General features: G+C 70.9%; 14 protein-coding genes. 8 read left to right on the forward strand and 6 right to left on the reverse strand.

Annotated elements, in window-relative coordinates; genetic code table 11:
- Positions 1 to 13 precede the first annotated feature (13 nt).
- From KBZ19_RS04670 to hypE, 4 genes are read left to right on the forward strand one after another with little or no spacing between them, the layout of a single operon-like run.
- Positions 14 to 259: a HypC/HybG/HupF family hydrogenase formation chaperone gene (locus KBZ19_RS04670; RefSeq protein ID WP_255099960.1), complete on the forward strand. Its 246-nt coding sequence runs from the start codon at positions 14 to 16 to the stop codon at positions 257 to 259.
- On the forward strand, positions 256 to 3,876 hold the full coding sequence (nifJ, locus tag KBZ19_RS04675; protein ID WP_255099961.1) for a pyruvate:ferredoxin (flavodoxin) oxidoreductase: 3,621 nt from the start codon (positions 256 to 258) through the stop codon (positions 3,874 to 3,876). The genes KBZ19_RS04670 and nifJ overlap by 4 nt, the downstream gene beginning before the upstream one ends.
- Complete coding sequence (gene hypD / locus KBZ19_RS04680) at positions 3,873 to 5,045, forward strand: hydrogenase formation protein HypD (RefSeq protein ID WP_255099963.1); 1,173 nt, start codon at positions 3,873 to 3,875, stop codon at positions 5,043 to 5,045. The genes nifJ and hypD overlap by 4 nt, the downstream gene beginning before the upstream one ends.
- A gap of 3 nt (positions 5,046 to 5,048) precedes the next feature.
- Positions 5,049 to 6,131 (forward strand): hydrogenase expression/formation protein HypE, encoded by a 1,083-nt coding sequence (gene hypE, locus KBZ19_RS04685; protein WP_255099964.1) that lies wholly within the window; start codon positions 5,049 to 5,051, stop codon positions 6,129 to 6,131.
- Positions 6,132 to 6,214: 83 nt separating this feature from the next.
- Here the strand turns inward: hypE and KBZ19_RS04690 are convergent, their stop codons facing one another.
- The 5 genes from KBZ19_RS04690 to KBZ19_RS04710 all read right to left on the reverse strand — a co-directional run bounded on the left by KBZ19_RS04690 (position 6,215) and on the right by KBZ19_RS04710 (position 9,084).
- Positions 6,215 to 6,496: a hypothetical protein gene (locus KBZ19_RS04690; RefSeq protein WP_094510088.1), complete on the reverse strand. Its 282-nt coding sequence runs from the start codon at positions 6,494 to 6,496 to the stop codon at positions 6,215 to 6,217.
- Between the two features lie 149 nt (positions 6,497 to 6,645).
- Positions 6,646 to 6,903 carry a hypothetical protein gene (locus tag KBZ19_RS04695; protein WP_144036859.1) on the reverse strand — a complete coding sequence of 86 codons (258 nt, stop codon included), beginning with the start codon at positions 6,901 to 6,903 and terminating at the stop codon, positions 6,646 to 6,648.
- A 64-nt stretch (positions 6,904 to 6,967) separates the two neighbouring features.
- Positions 6,968 to 7,936 (reverse strand): tRNA glutamyl-Q(34) synthetase GluQRS, encoded by a 969-nt coding sequence (gluQRS, locus tag KBZ19_RS04700; protein ID WP_399220099.1) that lies wholly within the window; start codon positions 7,934 to 7,936, stop codon positions 6,968 to 6,970.
- Positions 7,936 to 8,211 carry an HU family DNA-binding protein gene (locus tag KBZ19_RS04705; RefSeq protein WP_094510083.1) on the reverse strand — a complete coding sequence of 92 codons (276 nt, stop codon included), beginning with the start codon at positions 8,209 to 8,211 and terminating at the stop codon, positions 7,936 to 7,938. Before KBZ19_RS04705 ends, gluQRS begins: the two co-directional genes overlap by 1 nt.
- 228 nt (positions 8,212 to 8,439) lie before the next feature.
- On the reverse strand, positions 8,440 to 9,084 hold the full coding sequence (locus KBZ19_RS04710; RefSeq protein ID WP_255099966.1) for an MBL fold metallo-hydrolase: 645 nt from the start codon (positions 9,082 to 9,084) through the stop codon (positions 8,440 to 8,442).
- Positions 9,085 to 9,137: 53 nt separating this feature from the next.
- Between KBZ19_RS04710 and KBZ19_RS04715 the strand changes: the two genes are divergently transcribed.
- The 4 genes from KBZ19_RS04715 (at position 9,138) to KBZ19_RS04730 (ending at position 14,223) form a co-directional block, all read left to right on the forward strand.
- Positions 9,138 to 11,213: a glycogen-debranching protein gene (locus tag KBZ19_RS04715; protein ID WP_255099967.1), complete on the forward strand. Its 2,076-nt coding sequence runs from the start codon at positions 9,138 to 9,140 to the stop codon at positions 11,211 to 11,213.
- 191 nt (positions 11,214 to 11,404) lie between these two features.
- Positions 11,405 to 12,388 (forward strand): GTP-binding protein, encoded by a 984-nt coding sequence (locus KBZ19_RS04720; RefSeq protein ID WP_255099969.1) that lies wholly within the window; start codon positions 11,405 to 11,407, stop codon positions 12,386 to 12,388.
- A 13-nt stretch (positions 12,389 to 12,401) separates the two neighbouring features.
- Entirely contained in the window at positions 12,402 to 13,502 is a 1,101-nt protein-coding gene (locus KBZ19_RS04725; protein ID WP_255099970.1) for a WD40 repeat domain-containing protein, read from the forward strand.
- Between the two features lie 7 nt (positions 13,503 to 13,509).
- The gene (locus tag KBZ19_RS04730) at positions 13,510 to 14,223 is read left to right on the forward strand and encodes a polysaccharide deacetylase family protein (protein WP_255099971.1); all 714 of its coding nucleotides are present in this window, start codon (positions 13,510 to 13,512) and stop codon (positions 14,221 to 14,223) included.
- On the opposite strand, the gene KBZ19_RS04735 is transcribed toward KBZ19_RS04730, so the two are convergent.
- Positions 14,178 to 14,906 carry a triacylglycerol lipase gene (locus KBZ19_RS04735; RefSeq protein ID WP_255100059.1) on the reverse strand — a complete coding sequence of 243 codons (729 nt, stop codon included), beginning with the start codon at positions 14,904 to 14,906 and terminating at the stop codon, positions 14,178 to 14,180. The genes KBZ19_RS04730 and KBZ19_RS04735 overlap by 46 nt on opposite strands.
- Between the last annotated feature and the right edge of the window lie 351 nt (positions 14,907 to 15,257).

Here is a 15,257-nt window from a genome sequence, read left to right on the forward strand (position 1 = left end):
GCGGAGGAGCGTGATGTGTCTGGCTGTGCCGGGTGAGCTGATCCGGATCGAGCACCGCCGCCCGGCCGGCCTCGCGCCGGACGCTGGCGGCGACGGCGACGGCGAAGACAACGACGACGACGCGCTCTGGCGGGTGGGGGTGGTGGAGTTCTCCGGCGTGCAGCGGGAGGTGAGCCTGGCCTGCGTGCCGGAGGCCCGCCCCGGCGATCTGCTGCTGGTGCACGTGGGTTTCGCGCTCAGCGTGGTGGTGGAGTCATGAGCCCTTCCCGCGCCGATGGCCGCATCACCGTCGATGGCAATGAAGCGGTGGCGCGCGTGGCCTACCGGCTGAACGAGGTGATGGCGATCTACCCGATCACCCCGGCCACGCCGATGGGGGAATGGGCCGATGGCTGGGCCGCGGCCGGCCGCCCCAACCTCTGGGGCAGCGTGCCCACCGTGGTGGAGATGCAGAGCGAGGGGGGCGCCGCCGGGGTGCTGCATGGCGCCCTGCAGGCCGGAGCGCTCGCCACCACCTTCACAGCGTCACAGGGGTTGCTGCTGATGCTGCCCAACCTCTACAAGATCGCCGGTGAACTCACCAGCACGGTGGTGCACGTGGCCGCCCGGGCCCTGGCGGGCCAGGCGCTCTCGATCTTCGGGGACCACAGCGACGTGATGGCCACCCGCGGCAGCGGCTGTGCCCTGCTCTGCTCGGCGTCGGTGCAGGAGGCCGGCGACTTCGCCGCCATCGCCACTCTGGCCAGCCTGAACGCCCGCCTGCCCTTCCTGCATTTCTTCGACGGCTTTCGCACCTCCCACGAGCTGCACACGGTGGCGCCGCTCTCTGACGCCACCCTCGCCGCCCTGATTCCGGCGGGGCTGATCGCCACCCACCGGGCCCGGGGGCTGAGCCCCGACCGTCCGGTGATCCGCGGCACCAGCCATAACCCGGACGTGGCCTTTCAGGCCCGTGAAGCGGCCAATCCCTTTCACGACGCCGCCCCGGCGCTGGTGCAGCAGGCGATGGACCGCTTCGCCGCGCTCACCGGGCGCGCCTACCGGCTGTTCGAGTACCACGGCGATCCGCTGGCGGAGCGGGTGCTGGTGCTGATGGGATCGGGTTGCGAGACGGCCCAGCTCACGGTCGATGCCCTCATCGCCAGCGGCGAGCGGGTGGGGGTGCTGAAGGTGCGGCTCTACCGGCCGTTCAGCGCCGAGCGGCTGGTGGCGGCGCTGCCGGCCAGCGTGCGCGCGATCGCCGTGCTGGATCGCTGCAAGGAACCGGGCGCCGGCGGCGACCCGCTCTACCTCGATGTGAGCGATGCGGTGCGGCGCTGCTGGGGGCGGACGGCCGCCACCGACGCCAGACCGCAGCCCCGGGTGGTGGGCGGGCGCTACGGCCTGGCCTCGAAGGAGTTCAACCCGGCGATGGTGAAGGCGGTGCTGGAGGCCCTGCGCGGCCATGCGGCGCCCCATTCCTTCAGCGTCGGCATCGAGGACGACCTCACCCACCGCTCCCTGCCGGTGGACACCAGCTTCCGCGCCGAAACGGAGGGGGAGTTCCAGGCCGTGATCTACGGGCTCGGCGCCGACGGCAGCGTGGGCGCCAGCAAGAACACGATCAAGATCATCGGCGCAGGCACGGACCTGCACGCCCAGGGCTACTTCGTCTACGACTCGAAGAAATCCGGTTCGGTCACGGAGTCGCACCTGCGCTTCGGCCCGCGGCCGATCCACGCCACCCACCTGGTGGGGCGGGCCGATCTGGTGGCTTGCCACCAGTGGGATTTCCTCAGCCGCTTCGACCTGCTGAGCACGGCGCGCCCCGGCGCCACCCTGCTGCTGAACAGCCCCTGGGAGGCCGGACAGATCTGGGAGCTGCTGCCGGCGGCGGTGCGCGCCCAGATCCGCGTCAGGCAGCTGCGCGTGTTCGCCATCCATGCGGCCGCAATCGCGCGCGACTTCGAGCTGGGCGGGCGCATCAACACCGTGATGCAGACCTGCTTCTTCTCGCTCGCCGGGGTGATGCCGCTGGAGCAGGCACTGGACGCGATCCGCGTCGCGATCCGCCACAGCTACGGCCACAAGGGAGAGCCGGTGGTGCAGCGCAACCTGCAGGCCGTCGATGCCGCCCTGGCACGGCTGCTGCCGGTGCCGATTCCAGCGGAGGACCCAGCCGGCCCACCAGAGCCGGAGGCCGATCGCTTCGCCGCCGCCCCCACCTTCGTGCGCAGCGTGATCGTGCCCCAGCTGGCCCGTCAGGGCGACCGGCTGCCGGTGAGTGCCCTGCCCGCCGATGGCACCTACCCCTGCGGCACCGCCCGCTGGGAGAAGCGCAACATCGCCGACAGCGTGCCGGTCTGGGAGGAGCAGCTGTGCGTGCAGTGCGGCAAATGCGTGATGGTGTGCCCCCATGCCGTGATCCGCGCCAAGGTGGTGGAGCCGGCCGCGCTGGCGGCGGCACCGCCGGGCTTCCTGAGCGCGCCGGCCCGCGAACCGCACGGCAGCGCCAACCGCTTCACCCTGCAGGTGGCGGTTGAGGACTGCACCGGCTGCGCCCTCTGCGTAGAGGTCTGCCCGGCACGCGAGCGGGACACGCCCAGCCACAAGGCCATCAACATGGCGCCGCAGCGCCCCCTGCGCGAGCAGGCCCGCGGCGCCTGGGAGTTCTTCCTGCAACTGCCCGACACCGAGCGCAGCCAGCTGAACCTGCGCCACATCGGCCAGCAGCAGCTGCAGGAGCCGCTGTTCGAGTTTTCCGGCGCCTGCGCCGGCTGCGGCGAAACCCCCTACATCAAACTCGCCACCCAGCTGTTCGGCGACCGGATGGTGGTGGCCAACGCCACCGGCTGCTCGTCGATCTACGGCGGCAACCTGCCCACCACCCCCTGGAGCTGCAACGGCGAGGGCCGCGGGCCGGCCTGGTCCAACTCCCTGTTCGAAGACAACGCCGAGTTCGGGCTGGGCTTCCGCGTCGCCTACGACCAGCGGCACACCACCGCCGTGCGCCTGCTGCGTCGCCTGGCCGAACCCGGCGAAGGGGGCAGCGAGGCGCCGGTGCCGCCGGTGCTGGCGGAGGCGCTGATCCAGGCGGATCAGAGCGGGGAAGCGGGGATCTTCGAGCAGCGGCAGCGGGTTGTGGAGCTGCGCGGGCGGTTGGGGCAGGTGCAGCAGGCGCCGGAGCGGCAGGCGGAGATCGAGGCGCTGCTCGCCCTGGCCGACGATCTGACCAAGCGCAGCGTGTGGATGATCGGCGGCGACGGCTGGGCCTACGACATCGACGCGGGCGGTATCGACCAGGTGCTCGCCAGCGGCCAGGACGTGAACCTGCTGGTGCTCGACACCGAGCTCTACTCCAACACCGGCGGGCAGATGTCGAAGGCCACCCCGATCGGTGCCGTCGCCAAGTTCGCCAGTGGCGGCAAGCGCACCGCCAAGAAGGATCTGGGCCTGATGGCGATGAGCTATGGCAACGTCTACGTGGCCAGCGTGGCGATGGGCGCCCGCGACGAGCACACCCTGCGGGCCTTCCTGGAGGCCGAGGCGTTTGCGGGGCCTTCGCTGATCCTGGCCTACTCCCACTGCATCGCCCACGGCATCGACATGGCCAAGGGCATGAGCCAGCAACGGCAGGCCGTGGAGTCGGGCCGCTGGCTGCTGTACCGCCACGACCCGCGCCGCAGCGCTGCGGGCCTGAACCCCCTGGTGCTCGATTCCCGCACCCCCTCGCTGCCGGTGGCTGAAGCGATGGCGCGCGAGAACCGCTTTCGCAGCCTCAGCGACAGCGATCCGGAACAGGCAGAGCGCCTGGCGCTGCTGGCCCAGCAGCAGGTGGACGCCCGCTGGGAGCACTACCGCCAGCTGGCCGCCCTGCCGGCGCCCGGGGCCGGGTGAACCCACTCGCCCCCTACCGCCGGCCGGAGGCGGTGCAGCAGCTGGTGGGGCAGTTGCAGCAGGCCATCAGCCGCCCCTGGACTCTGATGGAGGTCTGCGGCGGGCAGACCCACGCGCTGCTGCGCCATGGCCTCGACCGGCTGCTGCCCGAGGGGTTGGAGCTGATCCACGGCCCCGGCTGCCCGGTGTGCGTCACCCCGGCGGCCACGATCGATCGCGCCCTGGAGCTGGCAGCCCGCCCGGGGGTGATCCTCTGCTCCTACGGGGACATGCTGCGAGTTCCCGGTTCCGATGGCCGCAGCCTGCTGGATCTGCGGGCGGCGGGGGCCTGCGTCCGGGTCGTCACCTCGCCCCTCGATGCGCTGGCGATCGCCCGTGAATGCCCGGGGCAGCAGGTGGTGTTCTTCGCGGTGGGCTTTGAAACCACCGCACCGGCCACGGCGCTGCTGGCCCATCAGGCCTGGTGCTGTGGCTGCAGCAACCTGGCGCTGCTGGTGGGCCACGTGCGGATTGCTCCGGCGATGGAGGCCCTGCTGGCCTCCCCGCACAACCGCGTGCAGGGCTTCCTGGCCGCCGGCCATGTCTGCGCGGTGATGGGCAGCGAGGAGCTGGAGCCGCTCAGCGCACGCTTCCATGTGCCGGTGGTGGTCACGGGCTTCGAGCCGGTGGATCTGCTGGAGGGGCTGCTGTGCTGCGTGCGTCAGCTGGAGCGGGGCGAGGGCCGGGTGGAGAACGCCTATGGCCGTGCCTGCCGCCCGGAGGGCAACGCGGCAGCCCGGGCCCTGATCGCCCGGGTGTTCGAGCCGGTGGATCAGTTGTGGCGTGGCCTCGGCCTGTTTCCCGCCAGCGGCCTGCGGCTGCGCCCCCCCTACGCCGCCCTCGACGCCGCCCGGCTGCCCGGCCAGGCCACCGAGCATCGGCCTGGGCCCGATGCTGCCGCGGCCTGCATCAGCGGCCAGGTGCTGCAGGGTCTGGCCCGGCCCACCGCCTGCCCGGCCTTCGGCCGGACCTGCACGCCGGAGCGCCCGCTCGGAGCGCCGATGGTGTCATCGGAAGGGGCGTGTGCCGCCTACTGGCACCACGGCGATCGGGCGGAAAACTCTGCAGCAGCCAGGCCCCTGGCCCGGGCGGCGGAGGCCAGCAGCCTGTCCGACAAGGCGGAGCCCTGACCCATGGCCAGCGCCAGCCCCGGCGACAGCGAGGCCATCGAGCGGGTGCAGCTGGGTCATGGCGGCGGCGGCAGCCTCAGCCAGCAGTTGATCGCCGAGCTGCTGGTGCCGGCCTTCGGGCCGGGCGATGGGGTGTTGCATGACGCGGCCACGTTCCAGGCCGGCCCGGGTCCGCTGGCCTTCAGCACCGATGCCTACGTGGTGCGGCCGCTGATCTTCCCCGGCGGCGACATCGGCCGGCTGGCGGTGATCGGCACCGTGAACGATCTGGCCATGGTGGGGGCCCGGCCGCTGGCGCTCAGCCTGGCCCTGATCCTGGAGGAAGGCCTGGCGATGAGCACGCTGCGGCAGGTGGTCGCCTCGATCCGCACGGCCGCCGCCGCCTGCGGTGTGCCGGTGCTGACCGGCGACACCAAGGTGGTGGAACGGGGCAAGGGCGACGGCCTGTACATCACCACCAGCGGTGTGGGCAGCCTGGGGCCGGGTCCGGCCATCGGCCCGCCGGCGGTGCGGCCGGGCGACGCCATCCTGGTGAGCGGCGATCTGGGACGCCATGGGGTGGCGATCCTCGCGGCACGCCACGAACTGGGCTTCCGCACGGAGCTCTGCAGCGACCTGGCCTCGCTGCTGCCATCAGTGCAGGCGCTGCTGAGGCTGGGGCTGAAGGTGCACGCCCTGCGGGATCTCACCCGCGGTGGGCTGGCCAGCGCCCTGTTTGAGATCGCCCGCGACACCGGCCTTCTCCTGCAGATCGAGGAGGAGGCGGTGCCGATCGCGCCGGCGGTGGCGAGCGCCTGCGAGCTGCTGGGCCTGGATCCGCTGGCGATGGCCAACGAAGGGCGGTTGGTGCTGTTCCTGCCCGCCGCTGAGGCGGCGCAGGCCCTGGCCGTGCTGCAGAGCTTCCAGCCCGAGGCCGCGATCATCGGCGCGGTGGCTGACGCCGGGATGCCTGGAGATAGCGAGTCCGGGGCCGGCAACCGCCTGTTGCCCGCCATCGCCAGGGGGACAGTGCTGGTGCGGAACGCCTATGGCGTGCAGCGGCGCCTGACACTGGGCCGGGGCGAGCAGCTGCCGCGCATCTGCTGAGCGCCAGGCAAGGGGCGCGGGCCTGGGGGCGGCGCTGGGTTGCAACCCTTGCGTTCTGCCCTTCCCGGAAAACCGGCTGCGGCTCAGGGCCAGTAGCCGTCGCCGAAGCCATCGCCCATGCCACCGTCGCCCGCCGGGTCGAACTCAGGCCAGCCCGGATCGCCGCCGTCAAGCAGACCGAAGCGGGCGGCTTCGTCATCCATCAAGGTGTTGCCCTCCGGCCGGGTGTCGCAGGTGACGCTGCCGTCGCTGCCGGTCACGCAGTCGTCGAAGCGCACATCAGCCCGGACCGCGGCGGGCAGGAGCAGCCCGGCTCCCAGACCCAGCAGCAGCGCCGTCCGGCCCAGGCGGCGGGTAGCAGCCATCACAACGGCCTGCGACCGCCGCGTGGCAGGGCGACTGGAATGATGGATCAACGTTCGTCCTGCAGCGATGTATACCGATTGGACCGCCGTCATCCTGCTCCTGCTCACCGCAGCGCCGTTGGCCGTTGTGGTGGCCACTGCCGCTTTCTTCATCTGGCGCCAGAAGACAGCGGGTCGGCGTTGAGCGCCCGGGCATCCTGACGGCGCAGCCTGTACTCCAGCGAGGGCTCGACGCTGAACTGGGGCAGTCGGCCCTGGCCGAGGCAATCCAGGCAGGTGCGGAATTTCTGGTCGCTGAGGCGCAGCACGCCGCTGCCGCCACAACGGGGGCATCGCTGCGCCTCCGTCTCTCGCCGCGCTGACGGCAGTACCCCCTGTGGCAGGCCCGCCTGTGTGGGTTCGCCCATCAATCCCCGTTTTGGTGTTGATTTCAGTGTGGTCGGCCAGACCCCCCGGATTGACGCCACTTCCTTAAGCCTTCCCGCATAAACGCCGTTTCAACGCCGCGTTGCTCAGGTTCTGCAGCAACTCCGCGGCACTCAGGCGGCTTCCCGCCGGCACCAGGCCGAGGCTGGCGGCCAGCAGGCCGATCACCGCCGCCGCATCGAGCCCCTGTGCGCGCAGCCCCGCCACCCCCTCCGCTCCCGACCGCTTGGCCAGCCGTTCGCCGCGGTCGTCGCGCCACAGCGGCACATGCCAGTAGGTCGGGGGCGTGGCACCCAGGCACTGCATCACGGCCACCTGCGGCGCCGTCGCGGCCCAGAGGTCTTCGCCGCGCACCACCGTGGTGATGCCCAGCGCCAGCTCATCGACGGCGGTGGCCAGGTGATAGGCCAGGAAGCCATCCGCGCGGCGCAGCACCACATCCCCCACCTGGCGCGCCGCCTCCAGCCGGCCGGGAGCGGCGATCGCCTCCGGCCAACAGAGCGGAGCGTCCTGAAGACGCAGGCGCCAGCTGGGCAGGCGGCCGTTCTCCACGCCCCAGCCGTGGGCGCGCGTGCGGCAGAAGCCCGGATACACCGACACCGCCCCCTGCGGCGCAGACACATCCGCCAGCAAGCGGCGGCTGCAGCGGCAGGGATAGAGCAGACCCCGGCGGCGCAGAGCGGAGAGCACCGTGGCGTAGAGGCCGGTGCGCTCGCTCTGGCGCACCGGCGGGCCATCCCAGTGAAGGCCCAGCCAGCGGAGGTCGGCCAGGATCGCCTCTTCGGCACCGGCGCGGTTGCGCCGGGTGTCGAGATCATCGATGCGGAGCAGGAGCTCACCCCCCTGAAGCCGGGCTTCCAGCCAGGCCACGAGGGCGGTGCGCAGATTGCCGCGGTGCAGGGGGCCCGTGGGAGACGGAGCGAAGCGCCCGCGGTGGTGGCGGCTTCGCTGTTGCTCTCCCGTTGCGATCAGCCCCTGAAGGTGTGAGGGCAGACCGGTGGAGGCGGGAGGAATCAGCCCTGAACCTGATCCTTGAACTGCTTGCCGGCCGTGAAGGCGGGCACGCGCTTGGCGGGGATGGCGATTTTCTCGCCGGTCTTGGGGTTCAGACCCTGACGGGCGGAACGCTCACGGGCTTCAAAGGAACCGAAGCCGAGGATGGATACCTTCTTGCCTTCGACCACCGAATCAATGATGGTTTCGATGGCGGCGTCGACGACCTTCGACACTTCGGTCTTGGTGAGCTCGGTGCGAGCCGCAACGAGGTTGACGAGGTCAGCTTTGTTCATTGGGCGGGAATCTGGGGGCAGAAATCTGGAGAGGGGCGGGAGTGGGGCGGAGCGGAAGAAGCCGTTCCCGCCATGCGGTGAAAACGAACCGACCACGGAGACCAACCAACGGCTGGACGCTCGGCCGGATCACCTGGCGGGCTAATCGTATGGGGGAAGGGCGACCTGGGCAACCGAAACCGCTTGCTTGGCCAAGGTTTTTCCCGATTTTCCGCCCCTGATCACCCCTCATTGTGCCGCTTGAGCGGTGCCGGGCACCAACTTCTCGCCGCGCAGGGCACCCAGGCCGGCACCGGTGGCGATCCAGCGGGGCGACCCCGCCGGCAACCAGTGCTGCAGGCGCTCCAGGCTGCGCTGCTGCCGCGGCCAGTGGAACGTGTGGGCGGTGCGCAGCGGCCCCAGGCGTCCGGGAGCGAGGGGCACCAGCAGCCGTCCGCAGAACAGCAGGTCGTGGGCTCCGGTGGCATGCAGCACGCAGGCCCCGGGCGAGGGGCCCGGGGTCCACAGCAGCCGCAGGTCGTCAGCCAGGTCGTGGGCGGCACCGAAGGGCCGCAGCTCCGGCAGCCCTGGCAGCAGGTAGGCCTCCTGCTCCTGCACCAGCACCGGCCAGCCGATCGCCTCCTGCAGGCGGCGGCAGCGGCCGTGGCCGACGCGGCCGGTGAGCACGATCACACCCGGCGGCCCCGCCAGCGCGGCCAGGTTCGCCGCCGTCAGCGCCGGGCAGTCGATCAGCACGGGCGGGCGCTGCGGCAACGACAGCAGCCAGGCGGTGCCCCCCTGGGTGTCGCGGTTGGGGGGAAACACCCACAGCCCGGGCAGCACCTGCTGCGGCGGCCGCCCCTCCTCCAACGCCGCGGGCAAGAACGCCGACATCCGCACCAGAGGGCCAACACACGACTAGCTTGAACCGCAGCACTTCACAGCCCGTGTCCTCGACCCACCTGGGACACCCCTGGCCCCTCGGCGCCGCCGTCACTGTGCGAGGAGTGAACTTCTCAGTGGTGGCACCGCTGGCCACCCGGGTGGAGCTGCTGCTCTTCGCCGACGGCGACGCGCCCGAACCCTTCCGCATCATTCCGCTCGATGCCCGCCATCGCTCCGGCGATCACTGGCACGTGGAAGTGGTGGGGGTGGGCGTCGGCTGCTGCTACGGCTATCGCATCTACGGGCCGCTGCAGCCGGGGGCACACGGCTTCAACCCCTCCAAGGTGCTGCTGGATCCCTGCGCGCGGGCGATCAGCGGCTGGTCGCGGTACCGCCGCGCCGATGCCACCGGCACCGCGCCCAACACCGCCTCCTGCCTGAAGGGGGTGGTCACGGAACGCGACCTGTTCGACTTCAACGCCGGGCCCCGCCCGCGCCACAGCTGGCAGCGCACCGTTGTGTACGAGCTGCACGTGGCCGGCTTCAGCCAGGGCGAGAGCAGCCCGGTGGCACCGGAGCGGCGCGGCAGCCTGCTGGGCCTGATCGACACCATCCCCTATCTCAAGAGCCTCGGGGTCACCACCCTGGAGCTGCTGCCGGTGATGGCCTTCGACCCGCAGGATGCCCCGCCCGGCCGCCACAACTACTGGGGCTACAGCCCGATCAGCTGGATGGCCCCCCATCACGGCTACCTGCTGGGCGACGACCCGCTGCAGGCCCGCAACCAGGTGCGGGCGCTGGTGATGGCCTGCCACCAGGCCGGCCTGGAGGTGGTGCTCGATGTGGTGCTGAACCACACCAGCGAAGGCAACCAGGATGGCCCCACGCTCAGCTGGCGCGGCTTCGCCGATCGCCTCTACTACCACCAGAACCCTGACGGGGACTACCTCGATGTGACCGGCTGCGGCAACACGGTGGCGGCCAACCGCCCGCTGGTGCGGCAGCTGATGATGGAAGCGCTGCGCTGCTGGGCGCTGGAACTCGGCATCGATGGCTTCCGCTTCGACCTGGGCATCGCCCTGTCACGCGGCGAGAACCTGGCGCCGCTCGACCAGCCGCCCCTGTTCGAGGAACTGGAGGCGGATCCGCGGTTGAGCGATCTGAAGATGGTGAGCGAGCCGTGGGATTGCGGCGGCCTCTACCGCCTCCACGATTTCCCGGCGCGGCGCATGGGCACCTGGAACGGACGCTTCCGCGACGACGTGCGCCGCTTCTGGAAGGGCGACGAGAGCTGCTGCTGGGCGATGGCCCAGCGCCTGTCCGGCAGCCCCGATCTCTACGGCGGCCGCCCGCCAGCGGTGGGGCGCAGCATCACCTTCATCACCGCCCACGACGGCTTCACCCTGGCGGATCTGGTCAGTTACAACGGCAAGCACAACCTCGCCAACGGCGAAGACAACCGCGACGGCGACAACCACAACAACAGCTGGAACCACGGCGTGGAGGGTCCCACCACCGACCACGGGGTGAACGATCTGCGCAACCGCCAGCTGCGCAACCTGCTCGCCACCCTGCTGCTGGCCCCGGGCGTGCCGATGCTGCTGATGGGCGATGAAGTGCGCCGCAGCCAGGGGGGCAACAACAACACCTGGTGCCAGAACAATCCACTCGGCTGGATGAACTGGCGCCCCGATGGCGAAGACCTCGGCCTCAGGCTCTTCCTGCAACGGCTGGTGCACCTGCGCACCCATCTGTTCAGCCTGCTGAACCCGGAAACCCCCTACGCCGAAGGGGCCCAGGGGGCCGGCGTGCCCGGCGATCACCTGTGGCGGGAGTGGCACGGCGTGGCACTGCAGCAACCCGACTGGGCCAGCTGGTCGCACACGCTGGCCTGGAGCCTGCACGACCACGCCCACGGCCCCCTGCTCTGGTGCGGGATGAACGCCTACAGCAAGCCCATGCACTTCGAGCTGCCCACGGCGCCGGAAGGCTGGCTGCGGGTGATCGACACGGCCCTGCCGGCCGGTCAGGACATTCCCCATGAGCCCAGCCGCTGGATGCACGACGGCGCGCCGCTGGAGAGCCGCAGCCTGATGCTGATGCTCGCGCCCCACCTGCTGAACGGGAAGGCGCTCTGAGTTGTGCGGATGGCGGGTGTGCCAAGGGCGCTGGTTCAGCGGCCCTGCCGCAGCGCCGCAGGGCCTGCGGCCCGCCGCCGGCGATCACCAGGTCAGCCATCCCCACCCAGCCGGCAGCACCGCTGCTAGAACGACAACGATTCTCACTCCGATGGGGACTCTGCGGTACCCGCCGCGCCCCCGCCCTCGCCATGGCCTTCACCAGCGCCGTTCCAGCCGCCGATCGCCTGCCGGTGACCGTGCTCACCGGTTATCTCGGTGCCGGCAAAACCACCCTGCTGAACCGGATCCTCACCCACGAACACGGCCTCAAGGTGGCGGTGATCGTGAACGAATTCGATGAGGTGGGCATCGACAATCAGCTCGTGATCGATGCCGACGAAGAGATCTTCGAGATGAACAATGGGTGCATCTGCTGCACCGTGCGTGGCGATCTGATCCGCATCATCGGCAATCTGATGAAACGGCGGGATCGCTTCGATCACCTGGTGATCGAAACCACCGGCCTGGCCGATCCCGCCCCTGTCATCCAGACCTTCTTCGTGGATGAAGAGCTGCGGGATGAGCTGCGGCTGGATGCGGTGATCACCCTGGTGGATCTGGTGCACGTGCAGCAGCACTGGGAGGCGGAGGAGGTGCAGGAACAGCTGGCCTTCGCCGATGTGCTGCTGCTCAACAAGGCGGATCTGGTGGAGGAGGGCGAACGCCAGGCGATCGAGCAACGGGTGCGGGCGATCAACCCGATGGCGCGGCTGCTCACCACCCGCAACGCCGATGCCCCGATCGATCAGCTTCTCGGCGTGGGGGCGTTCGAGCTGGAGCGGGCCCTGAGCCTCGATCCCGGCTTCCTGGCCGAGGAGCATGCCCACGAGCACGACGACGCCGTGGGCTCGGTGGCGTTCGTAGAAGAGCGGCCGATGGATCTCGACAAGCTGGGCACCTGGCTGTCGGATCTGGTGGCCGAGCGGGGGCCGGATCTGTTCCGGATGAAGGGGATCATCCAGCTGGAAGGCAAGGATGAGCGCTATGTGTTCCAGGCGGTGCACATGCTGCTGGATGGCGATTTCGATCGCCCCTGGAAAGAAGGCGAGCGGCGCTGCACCGAATTCGTGATCATCGGCCGCGATCTCGATGCCGAGGGCCTGCGGGCGGGCTTCACCGCCTGCGTGGCCTGAGCGGTCTAGCGCCATGACCTCAACGCAGCCCCTGGTGCGGGAGCGGCTCTGCGGGGAGCTGCAGCAGGCGATCACGGCGCTGAGCTGGTCGGCGGATGGCGAGTTTCTGGCGATCGCCACGGCCGGCGGCGAACTGCTGCTGCTTGATTTCCGCGCCGGCTGCGAAGAGCTGCTGCAGGGCCTGAGCGACACCAGCCTCGATGCGATCGGCTTCAGCGCCGACGGGCAGTTCCTGGTGGCGGTGGGCCAGGCCGGCGAGCTGTTGCTGTGGGAACTGGGCGGCTCCGGGGTGCGGCCGATCGCCTTCGCGCCGCAGCCGCTCGGCGCCGGCTGGCTGGATGCGGCGGCCTGGCAGCCCAGGGGGCTGCTGCTGGCAGTGGCCGCCGGCCGCCGGGTACGGCTCTGGGATGGGGCGCTGCGCCAGTGGCGCCCCGACAGCCTCGAGCTGCCCGGCACCGCCCAGTGCCTGGCCTGGAGCGCCGACGGCAGGCGGCTGGCGGCCAGCTGCCACGGCGAGCTGGCGCTGTGGCAACCGCTCGATCCGGCCACACCGGCTCCCCGGCGCGCCCCCACCGAATCGGTGGGGCTGTCCCTGGCCTTCTCGCCGGTGGGCGAGCTGCTGGCCTGCGGCCAGATGGACCGCTCCCTGCTGCTCTGGCCCGAGGCAGGCGAGGGGCGGCCGTGGCAGTTCAGCGGCTTCCCGGCCAAGGTGCGCGCACTGGCCTGGAGCGATCAGCCCGGGAAGCTGGCACCTGCGCTGGCGGTGGCCGCCGCCGACCACGTGGTGCTGTGGGAGCAGCGCGACCGCAGCGAACAGGGCTGGCAGCCCGAACCGCTGCTGTGGCATCAGCAACGCGTCACGGCCCTGGCCTTCGCGCCCGGCAGCCGCCTGCTGGCCAGTGCCTCCGCCGATGGCAGCGTGGGCCTCTGGGATGGCCGCGGCCGCCTGCTGCAGGCGCTGGAAGGGGAAGGCCAGGGCTTCCAGGCGCTGGCCTGGCGACCCGACGGCCGGCACCTGGCGGCCGGCGGCGACCAGGGCCGCTGGTGGCTGTGGCCGGTGACCCTGCCCGGCAGACCACGTCAGCGGCGCTCGGGCGGAACCGGGTTTGGTTGAGCGGCCGTTGATCCTGGCTCTCATTGCGCTGGCCCTGATCGCGCTGGCCGTGATCGTGCTGCTGCCGTCGCTGGTGATCCGCACGCTGCTGGCGCCGCTCAATCCGGCGGTGGTGTTCTGTGGCGGGGGCCGGCAGCGGCGGCTGGCGCTCACGATCGATGACGGGCCCAGTGGCGCCGGCTCACAGGCGCTGCTGGAGCTGCTGCGGGAGCTGGAGGTGCCGGCCACCTTTTTCCTGATCGGCTCCCATCTGCCCAACGACCCGCACTTTCCCCGTCGGGCCCTGGAGCAGGGGCATGCCATCGGCAACCACCTCTGGCGCGATGTGCGCTCCGCCGGTCTTGATCAGGCGACGTTCCTGGGCCAGCTGGGTGACACCGAAGCGGCGGTGGAGCGGGCTGCGGCGCCGCAGACGCTGCGCTGGCGCTGGTGCCGCCCGGGGCGGGGTTGGTTCCACGCGGCGATGCTGGGCTGGCTGGCGGAACGCGGCTACCGGCTGGTGCTGGGCTCGATCTTTCCCTGGGACACCTACCAGCCACCGCTGTGGTTCGTGCAGGCCTTCGTACGGCTCAACGTCCACCCCGGCGGCATCCTGGTGCTGCACGACACACCGGAGCTGAGCCCGCGCACCCAGGCCAGCCTGCGCTGGATCGTTCCGGCGCTGCGCCGGCGCGGCTACAGCTTCGTGCCGCTGGCGGAGCTGCTGGAGGCGGCGGGCTGAGCCAGCTCCCACCAGCGCTCCACCACCTCCGGGCTGCCGTACCAGCACGGCCCGAAGGCACCGCCATGGGCCACGCCCGCCAGCACCAGCGGGGTGGAGCCGGCCAGCAGGGCGGAGGCCACCGGCACCAGACCGTCGCCGCGATCGGCGGCATCACCGGTGCTGTTGCGGTAAGCGGTGGGGGCCAGGCGCTGGGCCAGCGGGCTGGCGGTGGCCAGATCCAGATCCCCCGCAACCGACACGTACTGCACCCGATCGGCGAAGGGCGAACCGGGCAGGCGCTGCTGCACCAGCTCACGCAGCACCGTGGCCTTGAGGGCGGTGTGGGGACTGCCCAGCATCACGAGCGTGTCAGCAAGGGCCTTGCCGTCGTAGGAGCGGCCCTGGAAGGGGGCGTGATCGAGGAAGAGCCGCAGCATGATGCCGCCGGAGCTGTGGCCGATCAGGGTGACCCTGCCGGTGGGGGATTGCTGCGCCAGCTCCGCAGCGGCGGCGGCGACCCGATCGAGGATGCGCGCCCAGGCGAAGGCGAACACGGTCAGCAGCCATTCGGGCTTGCCCACCGCCACCAGCTGCACGGGCTGACCGCTCAGCTGCTGCAACCGGGCCACCATCGGCGCATAGGCCTCGGCGCTGATCAGAAAGCCGCCGAGCAGCAGGATCGGTTGGCGGGGAAGGGGCATCGGCGGGGCGCGCAGGCGTGGGGTGCAGCTGAACAGCACCACGATGGCAAACGCGCGCGGCAGCGCAGCAGCGAGATGTTGACGTCTCAGCCACAACGAATAGGTTGAAGGTAACGAGCGCGCCAAGCGCTTCCGCCGTTTCAAAGGCTTCGTTCCCTTTCATCAGTTCCGTGCTCGCCGAATGGTCTGACAACCATCGCCTGAGCATCTGAACCAACGGCCCCGCCCTGTTGCGCCCCTCATGCGCCGAGCCCCACAGGGGCCGGTGTCACTGAACGGCGGAAAGGATCTCCCCTCCGATTCCGCCAAGCCGCAGCACTTCGGGTGCAGCCAGCGGAGCAGCGCGTTCGA

Source organism: Synechococcus sp. L2F (genome assembly GCF_024345695.1).
In the GTDB taxonomy this organism is placed as follows: domain Bacteria; phylum Cyanobacteriota; class Cyanobacteriia; order PCC-6307; family Cyanobiaceae; genus MW101C3.